The organism is Isoalcanivorax pacificus W11-5 (assembly GCF_000299335.2).
Lineage (GTDB): Bacteria > Pseudomonadota > Gammaproteobacteria > Pseudomonadales > Alcanivoracaceae > Isoalcanivorax > Isoalcanivorax pacificus.
On record NZ_CP004387.1, the window covers coordinates 276,286 to 289,953 of the forward strand.

The window sequence follows — 13,668 nt, forward strand, 5'->3', positions numbered from 1 at the left end:
TACCTGATTGGCTTATATTGCTGGGATAAAAATTAGAAATAAATGGATAAATGCTAATTTTATGGCGTCGCGATCAGGCGGCGCTTATGCCCCGCAAGGTTCGCTTATCAGCAAACCTGGGGAGATCGGCATGCATGGTATTCGGTGCAGGGATGGGGCGGACTACATCAATCTCCGGTGTGTGTCTGGCCCTGGTAACAATGAAGAAGGCGGACTTTACCGGTTGGAGAGTGGGCAAATACATGATCGTTTCCGGAGAGACTGCGCGCTGCGACATGCGTTCGCGCAATGCTCAAGGTAGCAGGGCTTACCTGGATGCACAGCGTGGTTCGGTGTGGGAAGCGGTCAGGATGCCTGTTCCTGGCTGGACCAGGGGTTAACCGGGCAGAGGGAAAAACCTGTTTCCGGCGGGTGTCAGGCCGCTGAAGAATCCCGGCAGCCTGAAACCCGCCAGAAGGCGGGTTTGTCGGTACGGAAGGCTCCGGATCAGGCTTGTGGGCCAGCCTGGCGGATATCCTCGGAGACGTCGGCGTATTTCTCGGCGAAGTTCTTGTTGAACTGCGCTGCCAGGTCGCGGGCGCGGGCTTCGTACTGCTCCGGGTTTTTCCAGGTGTTTTTCGGCACCAGCAGCTTGTCGTCCACGCCCGGGACGGCTTTCGGCACGTCCAGGTTGATGATGTCCAGGTGCTGGGTTTCCGCGTTGTCCAGCGCGCCGGAGAGGATCGCGTTCACCACCGAACGGGTGGTCGGGATGCTGAAGCGGTCGCCTTCGCCGTACGGGCCGCCGGTCCAGCCGGTGTTGACCAGGTAGACCTGGGAGCCGAACTCGTCCATGCGCTTCATCAGCAACTCGGCATACTCGCCGGCGCGGCGCGGGAAGAACGGGGCGCCGAAGCAGGTGGAGAAGGTGCTCTTGATGCCGGAGCCTGCGCCCATTTCGGTGGAGCCGACCAGTGCGGTGTAGCCGCTCAGGAAGTGGTACGCGGCTGCTTCGCGGGACAGCTTGGACACTGGCGGCAGCACGCCGGTCAGGTCGCAGGTCAGGAAGATGATGTGTTTCGGTTCGCCGGCCTGGTTCTCGATCACGCGCTTGTCGACGTTTTCGAGCGGGTAGGCGGCGCGGGTGTTCTGGGTCAGGGAGACGTCCTTGTAGTCAGCGACACGGGTTTCCGGGTCGATCACCACGTTTTCCAGCACGGCGCCGAACTTGATGGCGTCCCAGATCACCGGCTCGTTTTTCTGCGACAGGTCGATGCACTTGGCATAGCAGCCGCCTTCGATGTTGAACACCACGCCCTTGCCCCAGCCGTGCTCGTCGTCACCGATCAGGTAACGGTCCGGGTCGGCGGACAGGGTGGTCTTGCCGGTGCCGGACAGGCCGAAGAACAGGGCCACATCACCGTCTTCGCCGACGTTGGCGGAGCAGTGCATCGGCAGCACGTCTTTTTCCGGCAGCAGGAAGTTCTGCACGGCGAACATGGCTTTCTTCATTTCACCGGCGTAGCGCATGCCGGCGATCAGCACGCGGCGCTGGGCGAACTGGAAAATCACACAGCCGTCGGAGTTGGTGCCGTCACGTTCCGGCTGGCACTCGAAGTTGGCGGCGTGCAGGATTTCCCACTGCTCTTTGCCGGCCGGGTTGAATTGCGGCGGGCGGATGAACAGGGTGTTGGCAAACAGATTGTGCCAGGCGGTCTGGGCAGTGACCTTGACCGGGATGTAGTGCTCGGCGGCGGCGCCTACGTGCAGGTGCGATACAAACTGATCCTGGTCGGCAACGAACGCGGCAACGCGCTCCCACAGGGCATCGAATTTGCCGGCGTCGAACGGACGGTTGACCGGCCCCCAGTGGATCTTCGCGCTGGTGCTCGGCTCATCCACGATGAAACGGTCCATCGGCGAGCGGCCGGTGCGGTGGCCGGTTTCGCAGACCAGCGCGCCGTTGCTGGCGAGTTTGCCTTCGTTGCGCTGAATGGCCAGCTCGACAAGTTGTGCCGGGCTCAGGTCGTTGTAAACAGTTGCATTGGTCATGGCTATTCCTGGGCTTTGGTCCTGGCTTTTGGCCGTATCGAGAACATCCGGGCGCGGCGGGGAGCCCAGTTATTCTGCTGCATCGCGGGTAACAGTGCCGGTCTGGTGCGGCGCCGGGGCATCCAGGGAGGTGCCTCACGGCCTGCGGATACGCTAGGTACCGGCAGGCGCGCGATTATGACAGAAACAGGGGGAGGGTGCCATGCGCCCCCGGCGTGCCGGGGCGCGGCTGTGAAGTCAGTGCGGTTTGGCGCCCAACTCGTGCAGCAGGGCGGTCAGGTCGACGGCATCGAACACTTCCTCGCTGCTGCAGAAGTCGCAGGACACGCGGGCTTCGCCCTGTTCGGCGAGGATGGCCTGCAGTTCACCTGCGCCCAGGGACAGCAGCGTGCGGGCCACTTTCTCACGCGAGCAGGTGCAGCCGAAGCGGATCGGCGACGGTGCCGACAGCTGGGGCGGGGTCTCGTGAAACAGCCGGTGCAGCACGGTATCCGCCGGCAGGTCGAGCAGCTCCTCCAGGCCCAGCGTATCCGCCAGCGTGGTCAGGTGCTGCCAGGTTTCGGCGTTGTGTGCGGCGCTGGCGACGCGGTTCGGCAGCCGTTGCAGCAGCAGGCCGGCGGCGTGGCCGTTGCCGGCCGCCAGCCACAGCCGGGTGGGCAGCTGCTCGGACTGGGCGAAGTAATCCTCCAGGCAGCCGGCCAGGTCCGTGCGCTCCATCGGCACCAGGCCCTGGTACTGGGCGCCGGCCTCCGGGCGGATGGTGATCGCCATGACGCCGTCGCCGAGCAGGGCCGGCAGCTTGGTTTCAGCACTCTCTGCCGGGATGTCGGCGCGGGCCAGGGCGCGCACTTCGCTGTCATGGGTGCTTTCGGCCAGCAGCAGGGTGAGTGCGCCCTGCCCCTGGGCCTGCAGGCTCAGACGGCCTTCGAATTTCAGTGTGCCGGCGAGCAGGCTGACGGCGGACAGTGCCTCGCCGAGCAGGCCTTCGATCACCATCGGATAGTCGTGGCCGGCCAGTGCCTGGGTCACGCTGGCTTGCAGGCGCACGATCTCGCCGCGGATGTCGCTGTCGGGGAACAGGAAGCGCTGTCGGATATCGGTCTCGGTCATGGATTGCTCTGGGTCAGGTGTCCTGGCGGGCGCGGAAGCGGCTCAGGTCGCGGCGCTCTTTCTTGCTCGGGCGGTGGTCCGGCGCCGCACGGGTGGCGTATTCCACGCGCCGCTGGCTGGCGGCGGCCTCGCGGGCGGCAATACTCTCTTCGGTTTCCTGATAAAGCAAGGCGGCCTGCGGCGCGCTGCCGCGTTTTTCAGCGAGGCCGGTGACGACCACGGTGCACTGGTCGTGGCCGCGCGGCGTGCTGACCGTGGCGCCGATCTTGACCGGACGGCTGGCCTTCACGCGCTGGCCGTCGAGCTGCACCTTGCCGCCTTCCACGGCCTGCTGGGCCAGGCTGCGGGTCTTGAAGAAACGCGCGGCCCAGAGCCACTTGTCGATGCGCACGCCATCGCTCATTTCGGCAGCACCAGCTCAAAGCGGTCGATGGCCGGGAACGGGTCGGTATGGTCCCGGGCCGGGGCGCTGGAGTCCGGGTGCAGGATGCTCCACAGGTGGTTGACGCCGTAGCGCTGTGCAGAGCCGAGCACGGGCAGCGAGTCATCCACCAGCAGCGCGCGCAGCGGGTCGAACGGATGGGCCTCGTTCAGTCGTTGCCAGAACGTCTGTTCCTCTTTTGCCGCGCGGTACTGATGGCTGGAGACCAGCGCATCGAAATACTGGTCGATGCCGGTACGTTCCACTTTCAGGGACAGCGCGTCCGGATGGGCATTGGTGACCATCACCACGCGCCGGCCGCTGGCACGCAGCGCGCGCAGGAAATCCTCGGCACCGGGCCGGAAACCGATGCGGTCCGCCACCTGGCGTTTCAGGCCGGCGATATCCAGGCCCAGTTCATCGGACCAGAAATCCAGGCAATACCAGTTCAGCGTGCCCTGGTGACGGCCGATCCAGTCGGCCAGCAGGCTCAGGGCCGCCTGTTCGGAGACGGATTTCTGCAATGCGTACTGCTGCGGCACATAGACCTGCCAGAAGAAGTTGTCGAAGGCGAGGTCCAGCAGGGTGCCGTCCATGTCCAGCAGGACGGTGTCAATGTCGTGCCAATCAATCATCGTTATTCCGGTGTAAGCTTGGCCGGGCAATCTGGCCCGGAGCATCGAGTATGCAACACAAACCCGAGATTCTTGAAACGCGCCTGGTGGCCAGGAGCCGCCTGTTCGGTATCGAGGAAATGAAGATCCGTTTCAGCAATGGCGCGGAGCGTACCTACGAGCGTCTGCGCACGCCACCGATCGCCGCTGTGATGATGGTGCCGTTGCTGGATGACGATACCGTGGTCCTGATTCGCGAATATGGGGCCGGCCTGGAAGAGTATCAACTGACCCTGCCGAAGGGCGCGCTGGACGACGGTGAGGATTGGCGCGAGGCGGCCGACCGCGAGCTGCGGGAAGAGGCCGGTTACGGCGCCCGCCGGTTGACCATGCTCAAGCGCATGACCCTGTCGCCCGGCTATATGGGCCACCAGATTCGCGCCGTGCTGGCGGAAGACCTGTTCCCGGCCACGCTGCCCGGCGACGAACCGGAGCCACTGGAAGTGCTGACCTGGAAACTCTCCGACCTGGATGCGCTGATCGAGCGCGAGGACATGACCGAAGCGCGGGTGATTGCAGCGTTGTACATGGCGCGTGATATCGTGCGCCGCCGAGCCAACAGTAAGGAAACCATGGAATGACAGACCCCCTGGAGATCAGCCTGGCGCTGCTGGACCAGATCGCGGCCATTGCCACCGACGCGGGCCAAGCCATCATGACGGTGTATGGCCGGGACGAGATCAATGTCGAGCACAAGGAAGACGATTCCCCGCTCACCGAAGCCGACCTGCGTGCGCACCGCTGCATCAGCGCCGGCCTGGCCGCGCTGACCCCGGACGTGCCGATGCTGTCGGAAGAATCCGAAGGCATCACCTGGGAAACGCGCCGCCAGTGGGCGCGCTTCTGGCTGGTGGACCCGCTCGACGGCACCAAGGAATTCATCAACCGCAACGGCGAGTTCACCGTCAATATCGCGCTGATCGAGGCTGGCGAGCCGGTGCTCGGTGTGGTGCATGTGCCGGCCACCGGCGTCACCTACCTTGGCGCCCGCGCGCTGGGGGCCTGGTGCGAACGGGATGGCGAGCGCCGTGCCATCCGCGTGCGCGATATCGGCTCGCCAGTGATCCTGGTCGCCAGCCGCCGCCACGGTGCCGAAAAGGTGGATGCCCTGGAGCAGGCGATCAGCGAGCGCTTTGGCCCGGTGGAGCGTACCAGCATGGGATCGTCGCTGAAGCTGTGCCTGGTGGCGGCGGGCGAGGCCGATCTCTATCCGCGCCTGGCGCCGACCTGTGAGTGGGACACCGCGGCCGCGCAGGCCGTGGTCGACGCTGCCGGCGGCGTCGTGGTGGACACGGCGCTGGCGCCATTGCGCTACCAGAAGGAAAACCTGCTCAATCCGCACTTCCTGGTGCTCGGTGCGCCGCTGGCGCGCTGGGACTTTCTGGCAGACGTTCTGCGCGACTGAACGCGCAAGGAAGAGGCACGATGCAGCGACAGGACCTGAGTTTCGACAGCCACGGCGTGACCTGCCGGGGGTACTTCTACCCCGGTGCCGGCAGTGGCGCACGCCCCTGCATCATCATGGGCCACGGTTTCGCCGCCACCCGCGACTGTGGCCTGGCGCCGTTTGCAGAGGCGTTTGCCGCAGCGGGCTACAGTGTCTTTGTGTTCGACTATCGCCACTTCGGTGCCAGCGGCGGCGAACCGCGCCAGTTGCTGATCCCGGAGCGGGAAGTCGAGGACTGGCTGTCGGCGCTGGCCTTTGTCCGTCGCCTGGACGGTGTGCGCGCGGAGGCCATCTGCCTGTGGGGCACCTCCTTCGGTGGCGGCCTGGTGACCGTGGCGGCAGCCCGCGACGGCAAGGTGAAAGCGGTGATCGCCCAGTGTCCGATGATGGACGGCCTTGCGTCGGTGCAGGCGGTGATCGGTTACGCCGGACTCGGGCAGGTGCTGCGGCTCAGCGCGCATGGCGTGGTGGATATCCTGCGCAGCCTGGTGGGGGCGTCACCGCACTATATTGCCTCCGCCGGCCGGCCGGGCGAAGTGGCGGCGATGAGCGCCGAGGATTGCCATGACGGCTACACGGCACTGCTGCCACCGGAAGCGCCAAACAAGGTGGCGGCCCGGATCGCCACCCGGCTGGCGATGTTCCGTCCGGTACGGCTGGCGGCGAAGGTGCAATGCCCGGCACTGCTGCTGTTGTGCGAGCACGATACGGTGGCCCCCCGTGCGGCGGCGGAAAAGGCGGCTGCACGGATGCCGCATGCAGAAATGCAGCGTTACCCGGTGGGGCATTTTGACGTGTATCAGGGCGAGGCGCGTGCGCAGAGCCTGCGTGACCAGCTGGATTTCCTGGCCCGTCACCTGCCGGCCTGAAGCAGCCCGTCCAGGTGCAGCGCAAACTGCTGGGTCGAAGGCAGCAGTGTCAGCGCCAGCCACAGCAGCAGTGCCAGATTCAGGCAGGGCAGCACCATGTATTGCAGCAGCATGCCGCAAAGCTGGGTGTTGCCCCGCCGGCTGGCATACCAGACCAGTATCAGCGCGGACAGCAATACTGCCGGCAGGATGCTCAGCGTGGCGACGGGCACGTCGGTGACGGCAGGATGTATCAGGCTGGTTTCCCGGACCAGCGCCGACAGACTGGCATGCCAGTCCGCCAGATAAGACGGTGTGTGTGACATCGGTGGTCGATTCCCGCCCTCCGCAGACATCCCCCTCGTCGCGTCGGCGTTATTCTTTTTGACCGGAACATTATCCCTTCCCGGCCACAAGTGTGCGCCGAAGCCGGTCTTCACGGGCGTGACAAGCGTCTCAAAACTATCTTCAAAATCATTGGGTTACAGCATTCAAGGCGGTACGAATGTGCCACATTGGGACGCAGGTGCGCGTGCCTTTCTGGTACTTTGTTGCAAAAAATCGCTTACCCCTGTCGCTGGCCGGGCTACTCTCTCAGGGCTGCAACACTTTGCCGTGGCCGCGTATCGGTCCGGCGCAACACCACGAAGAATAACAATGCGCGGGAGGTTGTCTTGTCGCAGGAACTGTTTCTGTACGAGCGCATCAGCCGTCGTCTGCTGGAGCAGATTCGGGCCGGCAGCTATGCCGTGGGCGAGAAGCTGCCCTCGGTGCGGCACCTGAGCCGCCTGTTCGGCGTCAGCGTCAACACGGTGATGCAGTGTTATCGCCAGCTTGAGGCAGAAGGCTATCTGGAAATCCGGCCGCAATCGGGTGCCTTTGTGCGCACAGCGGAAAGCGAGAGCATGCCGCTGCCGGACGACAGCCGTTACCCATTGTTGCCGGTGGAAGTCTCGCTCAGCGAGCAGGTGCTGCATTACATGGAGCTGCATGCGCAGCCGGAGGTGGTGCGGCTGGGTATCGCGTTGCCGGGGCCGGAGGTGCTGCCGGTGCCGAAAGTGATGCAGGTGATGCGCGACGTGACCCGCCGCCAGGCGCGCGAAGCCTGGGACTACCTGCACCCGAATGCGCACAGCCCGCTGACGCATCAGCTCGCGCGGCGCAGCCTTGCCTATGACGCGCCCTTTGCAGCCGAAGACATCATCGTCACCAATGGCTGCATGGAAGCGCTCACACTTGCGCTGCGCAGTGTCAGCAAGCCCGGCGATGCGGTGGCGGTGGAATCGCCCACCTATTACGGCACGCTGCTGTTGCTGGAAGCGCATCAGCGGCGCGTGGTGGAAGTGCCGACGCATCCGCGCGAAGGCATCAGCCTCAGTGCGCTGGAAAAAGTCTTTGCCGAGGGGCGGGTGTCGGCCTGCATGGTGGCGCCCAATGCGCAGAATCCGCTCGGCTTTACCATGTCGCCGGAACGCAAGCAGGCCCTGGTGGCCCTGTCCGCGCGTTACCAGGTGCCCCTGATCGAAAACGATATCTGGGGCGACACCGTACACAACAGCGAACAGGCCCTGCCGGCGAAAGCCTGGGACCGGCAGGGGCTGGTGATCTACTGCAACTCGTTTTCAAAAACACTGATGCCGGGTTTGCGCCTGGGGTGGGCCGTTGGCGGGCGTTTTCATCGTCGCCTGCTGGAACTGAAGCAGCTCTCCACCATTACCTCGCCGTCCATGTCACAACTGGTGATGGCGCGCCTGCTGGAAAGTGGTTTTTATGCACAGCATGTGCGGGAGTTGCGCAAAGTCTTGCAGCAGCAGGTGCAGGCGATGCAGGAACAGGTGCTGGCAGCCTTTCCTGCCGGTACGCGGATGACACGGCCCACGGGCGGATGTGTGTTGTGGGTGCGCTTGCCGGACGGCGTGGACAGTGCGCGGGTGTTTGCCATGGCCGCCGAGGCGGGTATCCATGTGTTCCCCGGCGGCGTTTTTTCTGCCACCGGGGAATATGGCGATTACCTGCGCATCAACGCCGGCAATCCGATGACCTCGACGTTACGGCACGCGGTGCGCCAGCTCGGTGCCATGGTAGCGGAGCTGGCGGCGGTGCCGCGCACGCATTAACGCGCGAGCCCGGTGTGATCAAAGCTGCGGCAGATATCGTTACCGCACACATCAATCACTTCGCTGTCGCGCTGCATGAACGCACTTTTCTGTGCCTGGGCCGCTGGTGTGCGGCGCGGGCTTTCATGCGGATCATGGCCGTGGTCGTCTTCGTTCGGGCCGATGTTGCCTACAGGCGGCAGTGCGTTGCCCCGGTCACTGACCGGATCATAGGCGCCGGAATCCCACACCATCAGGGCATGTCCCTCATACGGATACTGCTCGATGTCAGCAATACCGTAGTACGGGTTGGCGTCGTTGTGGTCGCCCAGCCGGCGGGTGGGTTCATGCATGGCCGCGCCGATGGTGCGCGCCATGATCTCCGGGCTCCATTGCGTCACCAGATGATCGCCGAGCGCGCCGTGCAGCAGGATGCGTTTGTCCTGTTCGGTATTTGGCAGGTAACGGCCGGCGAAGTGGCTCAGGTAGCCGTTGTTTTCTGCGCGGTCCCACAGCATCTGCATCAATGCGAACACCAGGCTCTGGTCGAGTTTGTCCGGATAGGCCGGGTACAGGATGACGCCGAAGCGTTCCGCAAACGGCCCAAAGCGTTGCAGCAACAGGCTGTAGTTGGCGCCGGGTACACCGAGCACGCCGCGATGCACATTGGGTGCCGTCGCCACCAGTGCGCCACCGATAATGCCGCCCTGGCTGTTGCCGTCGTAGAACACTTCATCCAGTCCGGTCTGGAATACCACGTCACCGTTGTGCTGGAACGCGGGATGGGAGGCGAAGCCGTCTTCATGGCGCAGCAGTTCGGCCAGATACATGAAGTTCAGAATGCCCTGCTGGCTGCGGTCGTTCATCATCGGCAGGTTGCTGATGTCGGCCAGCACCAGCGGAATGATGCCGGCCTCCACGTCAAAGCGTGACATGCCGATCCAGTCCGTCGCGCAGTACATGATGTTGTGGTCGAAGGACATGTCCCAGAGGGCGTTGCTGCGGAATTCGCCACCGGGGCCTTCGCCGAACAGGCCGTGGCCATACAGCGCCGGGCGGGCCGGCGTGACAGTGCTGGCCGGTTCATCGAAATCAGCGACGGTGGCCTCCGAGACCTGACAGCGGAAACGGGCGTCTACCATGTCATCGCCGTTACGCACTTCCGGCAAGGCATCCGGGTCGTCGCTGCCATAGTTGAAACTGCCACCGGGAGCGCCACCCGGTGAGGTGAGATAATTCGGTACTTTAAAGGTGCCAACAATGCCCCGGCTGAATTTGGTGCGTTTCTGTCCGTCGATTTCCTCGCTGAAAGAGGTCACCGTAAATTCCGGTGCATTGCCGCCCAGGCGCGCGAACGCATCGTCGCGAATCTGCAGCAGCCGGCCGGCAATGTTCTGCTGGCTGGCGACGGTGAAATCCCAGGCCAGTGTCAGCTCGCTGCGATCCACGTTGTGCTGGGCCAGGCGGCTGAAAATATCTTCCATGGCGGCACGGCGGTTCTCGTACACCGCTTCGCCGGTGCGCAATTTGTCGCGGTAGGCCCGGAACAGGTTCGATGGCTCGATCAGGTCACCGTTGCTGTCGCGCAGATTACGCAGTGCAACGATATAGCGGTGACCTTCGATAAAGTTTTTCGCCGGGCGGATCATCAGAGACTGCCTGGCGGGGTCGGTGGCGGTGCTGTCCAGCTCCGCCCAGATCAGATGGCGTTCGCCCGTGTCGGCGTCCATGACCAGGATCGGCGCGTCATCGGCCAGCGAGGCGGACAGGTCGCTCAGGCCCGGCGCGCCGGTGGCTTCCAGATCAATGCCCGGGAAATGGGCGAGCAGCATGGCACCCGGTGAAAAGCCGTCGTTGCGGTTCCATTCCGCCGGCTGCACCGGGCCGGGTTCGGTGGGCAGACCGGGAATCACGGCGCCCAGCGGCTGCGCTATCGGCATGGCTTCTGGCTGGAAGTTCACGCGCAGCTGCGTCGGCGTGTTGCTGTCGCTGACAGTGAAATAATTGTTGGGAAACGGATAAAGGCAGTGGCTGCTGATCATCTGGTCACAGTAGGCAGCCTGGGCCGGGTCGAGGTCGGACAGGTCCACTTGCGGGCCACGAGGTGAGGATGACGACGAACCGCCGCACCCGGACAACAGAATGCCGGATGCCAGCACACTGGCCATGGCCAGCGACAGCGGATGGAATCTGAGCATGATGTGATACTCCCGTTGTGCCGCGCCTTTGCGGGCGGCGTCTTGTTGTTGGCCATCCAGTCTAGGCATGGAGATGGCAGGGCTGACAGGTACAGTTTTTGGCGAAAGACAGTGACAGTTTTTCCGTTTCGGTGAACCGCCGTTTACCGTGCTGACCGAAAGTCTACAGACGTCCCTTTTTTGTCTCCTGTTGTGGTGCGGGGTTACCAAACGACACGCCTGAATGATTCCTTCGGTAACTCTTTCCGGCGGTGTGCCGCACTGTTCCAGTGCTTTGCCGGCAACTGTGTCTTTTTCCGCTATGCCTTGCGCTCTAACGTGTCTGGCTAATGTTGCGGGCGCTTCGCCCTGCGCACATAACAACAAATCCGAGGAGAGCATCATGACGTTACGCATAGGCGCAGGCCTGCTGGTTGCCGCAGGTGTGCTGGCCCTGGCGGGCTGCGGCGGTAGTTCGGGTTCATCACGGGGAGGTGCCACGCCGGAGGTGCAACTGGACGTCGTGTCCAGCGCGCCGGATCAGGTCAGCGGTGGCGATGTGCGTATCGCACTGCGTGGCGCGGAAGATGTGCTGTCCGGCATCAGCCTGAGGCTGAATGGTGAAACGGTTAGTCACGATGGCCTGCAGGGCGCTGGTGGTGAACTGGAAGGGCTGGTGGACGGCCTGGTCGTGGGCGATAACCTGCTGGAAGTGCAACACCCGCGCCACGGCACGCTGGCCTCGGTGGAGCTGGTGAACTATCCGATCACCGGGCCGATGTTTTCTGGCCCGCACCAGTATCCGTTTGTCTGCACCACCGACACCCAGTTCGGTCTGCAGCCGCTGGTGGATGAAGGCGCTACCGAAGGGTTCGCGGTTTACGATGACAATGATCAAGTGATCGGTTACAGCCGCGACTGTTCCGTGGAGCCGTTCGTGGAGTACTGGTACCGGACCACGGACGACAGCTATGCGCCATTGCCACTGGACGGTTCGCGTCCGGCGGACCTGGTTACCACCGAATTGCTGGATGGCCGGGAAGTGGATTTCATCGTGCGCTGGGAGCGCGGCACCATCAACCGCTTCCTGTACAGCTACGCCATGCTCGCCACACTGGAAGAAGCAAATGAAAACCCCGGTGCGCTGGACACCAGCCTGTGGAATGGCCGCCTGCTGTATCACTTCCAGGGCGGTGTCGGCATTGGCCACACCCAGGGCCGCATGGACTACAACCGCCGCGCCATGAAGCCGGATGTGCTCGGGCTGGGTTACGCGATTGCCTACTCCACCGGCAACCGGACCGGCGAGCACTACAACCTGCAGGTGGGTGGCGAAACGGCGCTGATGGTGAAAGAGCATTTTGTGAAACGCTATGGCAAGCCGCTCTACACCGTGGGCCTGGGCGCTTCCGGAGGTGGTATCCAGCAATACATCTATGCGCAGAATCACCCGGGACTGATCGATGCGGGCGTGCCCGTGCAGGCGTACACCGACATGGTCACGCAGACAATCCATATCGGCGATTGCGAACTGCTTGAGCACTATATGGATGTGACCGACGCCGACAACACCAAATGGCACACTACCGATAACCGCATGTGGCTGGTTGGCCTGCACGCGACCGACAACGTGCCGGACCCGATGGCCGAGGCGAAAACACTACTTAATACGTTGCTGGGCACTAACTATGGCATTGCCCCGGGTTCCACGGAATGCATCGAGTCCTGGCGTGGCCTGACGCCACTGGCGATGAATCCGCACTTCGGTAACGCGCCGGGACAGGACAACATGCTGCCGGCCGGCATCATGAATGATGTGCAGTGGACCCACTACGACGACCTGCGCAATATCTTCGGCGTCGACGAAAACGGTGACCCGCGCACGCTGTTTGATAACGTCGGCGTGCAGTACGGCCTGCAGGCGTTGCATGACGGCAACATAACTCCGGCAGAATTTCTTGACCTGAATGCCAAAGTGGGTGGCTGGAAACATCCCTCCGAGATGGTACAGGAAGGCTTCCCGTTTATTTCCGATGAGCGGGCATATCTGGAAGCAAACCCGCACGACTTCGACCCCTGGTCGCGCCGCAACATGAACCTCAGCCCCGATGACGGTGTCACGCCAGCGCCACGCACCGAAGGGGATATCCTCGCCATGAACGGCGCCTACGAATCCGGCATGGTGTTCCATGGCCACGCGGATATTCCGCTGATCGACTGGCGCCCGTACCTGGAAGAAGAACTGGACATGCACAACGTGCACCAGAGCTTCGCCCTGCGGCAGCGCATGCTGGATGCCGTCGGCCACACCGACAACCAGGTGATCTGGTTTACCGATGCCCGCCCGACGGAAGAATTCGATCAGGTGCCGATGGCCCTGCAGGTGATCGACGAGTGGATGACCAATATCCGCGAAAACCCCGAACGCAGCGTGACCGAAAACAAGCCGGCGCTGGCGGTGGACAGCTGCTTCGACAACCAGGGTGCGCTGATTGCCCGCGGCGACACGGTCTGGGACGGCATCCTCAACGATGCACCGGTGGGCGCCTGCACCCAGGTATTCCCGACCTACACCACCTCGCGCATCGTGGCCGGCGCGCCGATCCAGGGCAATTTCTTCAAGTGCGCCCTGAAGCCGGTGGACACCGCACTGCAGGATGGCACCTACGGCACCTGGACACCGGACGGTGCGCAGATCGCCCGCCTCAAGCAGATTTTCCCGCAGGGGGTCTGCGACTACAGCCAGCCGGACGTCGGCCGGCCCTGAGTTAGATCGTTGCACGGGAGAGCGGCGACAGCCCCGGCTTCGGCCGGGGTTTTTTACATGTAGCCCGCGGACGCGCCGGGACACTGCTCCCGGCTTT

The 13,668-nt window shown here is 63.5% G+C and carries 11 protein-coding genes; 5 read left to right on the forward strand and 6 right to left on the reverse strand.

Features of this window, described 5'->3' with window-relative positions:
* Positions 1-486: 486 nt before the first annotated feature.
* The 4 genes from S7S_RS01335 to yrfG form a co-directional block, all read right to left on the reverse strand.
* Positions 487-2,031, reverse strand: a complete 1,545-nt coding sequence (locus tag S7S_RS01335; protein ID WP_008736232.1) for a phosphoenolpyruvate carboxykinase — start codon at positions 2,029-2,031, stop codon at positions 487-489.
* Positions 2,032-2,268: 237 nt separating this feature from the next.
* Complete coding sequence (gene hslO, locus S7S_RS01340) at positions 2,269-3,141, reverse strand: Hsp33 family molecular chaperone HslO (RefSeq protein WP_008736234.1); 873 nt, start codon at positions 3,139-3,141, stop codon at positions 2,269-2,271.
* A 13-nt stretch (positions 3,142-3,154) separates the two neighbouring features.
* Positions 3,155-3,544, reverse strand: coding sequence for an RNA-binding S4 domain-containing protein (locus S7S_RS01345; RefSeq protein WP_008736237.1), 390 nt, complete (start codon positions 3,542-3,544; stop codon positions 3,155-3,157).
* Complete coding sequence (gene yrfG / locus S7S_RS01350; RefSeq protein WP_008736239.1) at positions 3,541-4,197, reverse strand: GMP/IMP nucleotidase; 657 nt, start codon at positions 4,195-4,197, stop codon at positions 3,541-3,543. The genes S7S_RS01345 and yrfG overlap by 4 nt, the downstream gene beginning before the upstream one ends.
* Before the next feature lie 50 nt (positions 4,198-4,247).
* On the opposite strand from yrfG, the gene nudE reads away from it, so the two are divergent.
* Genes nudE through S7S_RS01365 form a run of 3 tightly spaced genes read left to right on the forward strand, consistent with a single transcriptional unit; the run spans position 4,248 to position 6,552 of the window.
* Entirely contained in the window at positions 4,248-4,817 is a 570-nt protein-coding gene (gene nudE, locus S7S_RS01355) for an ADP compounds hydrolase NudE (protein WP_008736242.1), read from the forward strand.
* On the forward strand, positions 4,814-5,641 hold the full coding sequence (cysQ, locus tag S7S_RS01360; RefSeq protein WP_008736244.1) for a 3'(2'),5'-bisphosphate nucleotidase CysQ: 828 nt from the start codon (positions 4,814-4,816) through the stop codon (positions 5,639-5,641). The genes nudE and cysQ overlap by 4 nt, the downstream gene beginning before the upstream one ends.
* A gap of 20 nt (positions 5,642-5,661) precedes the next feature.
* Positions 5,662-6,552, forward strand: a complete 891-nt coding sequence (locus S7S_RS01365; RefSeq protein ID WP_008736246.1) for an alpha/beta hydrolase — start codon at positions 5,662-5,664, stop codon at positions 6,550-6,552.
* Here the strand turns inward: S7S_RS01365 and S7S_RS01370 are convergent.
* On the reverse strand, positions 6,537-6,857 hold the full coding sequence (locus tag S7S_RS01370; protein WP_008736249.1) for a hypothetical protein: 321 nt from the start codon (positions 6,855-6,857) through the stop codon (positions 6,537-6,539). The two genes, S7S_RS01365 and S7S_RS01370, sit on opposite strands and share 16 nt — an antisense overlap.
* A 348-nt stretch (positions 6,858-7,205) precedes the next feature.
* Between S7S_RS01370 and S7S_RS01375 the strand changes: the two genes are divergently transcribed.
* Positions 7,206-8,648 carry an aminotransferase-like domain-containing protein gene (locus S7S_RS01375; RefSeq protein ID WP_008736252.1) on the forward strand — a complete coding sequence of 481 codons (1,443 nt, stop codon included), beginning with the start codon at positions 7,206-7,208 and terminating at the stop codon, positions 8,646-8,648.
* Here the strand turns inward: S7S_RS01375 and S7S_RS01380 are convergent.
* A complete protein-coding gene (locus S7S_RS01380; protein ID WP_008736254.1) occupies positions 8,645-10,825 on the reverse strand; it encodes a hypothetical protein in 2,181 nt (726 codons plus the stop codon). The two genes, S7S_RS01375 and S7S_RS01380, sit on opposite strands and share 4 nt — an antisense overlap.
* Before the next feature lie 382 nt (positions 10,826-11,207).
* Here S7S_RS01380 and S7S_RS01385 point away from each other — a divergent pair, with 382 nt between their 5' ends.
* Positions 11,208-13,571 carry a DUF6351 family protein gene (locus S7S_RS01385; protein ID WP_008736257.1) on the forward strand — a complete coding sequence of 788 codons (2,364 nt, stop codon included), beginning with the start codon at positions 11,208-11,210 and terminating at the stop codon, positions 13,569-13,571.
* The last annotated feature ends 97 nt before the right edge of the window (positions 13,572-13,668 follow it).

What these genes read in the sequence shown, in the direction of transcription:
- S7S_RS01335 (WP_008736232.1), bottom strand. Translation starts at nt 2,031, where the DNA reads ATGACCAATGCAACTGTTTACAACGACCTGAGCCCGGCACAACTTGTC.
- hslO (WP_008736234.1), bottom strand. Translation starts at nt 3,141, where the DNA reads ATGACCGAGACCGATATCCGACAGCGCTTCCTGTTCCCCGACAGCGAC.
- S7S_RS01345 (WP_008736237.1), bottom strand. Translation starts at nt 3,544, where the DNA reads ATGAGCGATGGCGTGCGCATCGACAAGTGGCTCTGGGCCGCGCGTTTC.
- yrfG (WP_008736239.1), bottom strand. Translation starts at nt 4,197, where the DNA reads ATGATTGATTGGCACGACATTGACACCGTCCTGCTGGACATGGACGGC.
- nudE (WP_008736242.1), top strand. Translation starts at nt 4,248, where the DNA reads ATGCAACACAAACCCGAGATTCTTGAAACGCGCCTGGTGGCCAGGAGC.
- cysQ (WP_008736244.1), top strand. Translation starts at nt 4,814, where the DNA reads ATGACAGACCCCCTGGAGATCAGCCTGGCGCTGCTGGACCAGATCGCG.
- S7S_RS01365 (WP_008736246.1), top strand. Translation starts at nt 5,662, where the DNA reads ATGCAGCGACAGGACCTGAGTTTCGACAGCCACGGCGTGACCTGCCGG.
- S7S_RS01370 (WP_008736249.1), bottom strand. Translation starts at nt 6,857, where the DNA reads ATGTCACACACACCGTCTTATCTGGCGGACTGGCATGCCAGTCTGTCG.
- S7S_RS01380 (WP_008736254.1), bottom strand. Translation starts at nt 10,825, where the DNA reads ATGCTCAGATTCCATCCGCTGTCGCTGGCCATGGCCAGTGTGCTGGCA.
- S7S_RS01385 (WP_008736257.1), top strand. Translation starts at nt 11,208, where the DNA reads ATGACGTTACGCATAGGCGCAGGCCTGCTGGTTGCCGCAGGTGTGCTG.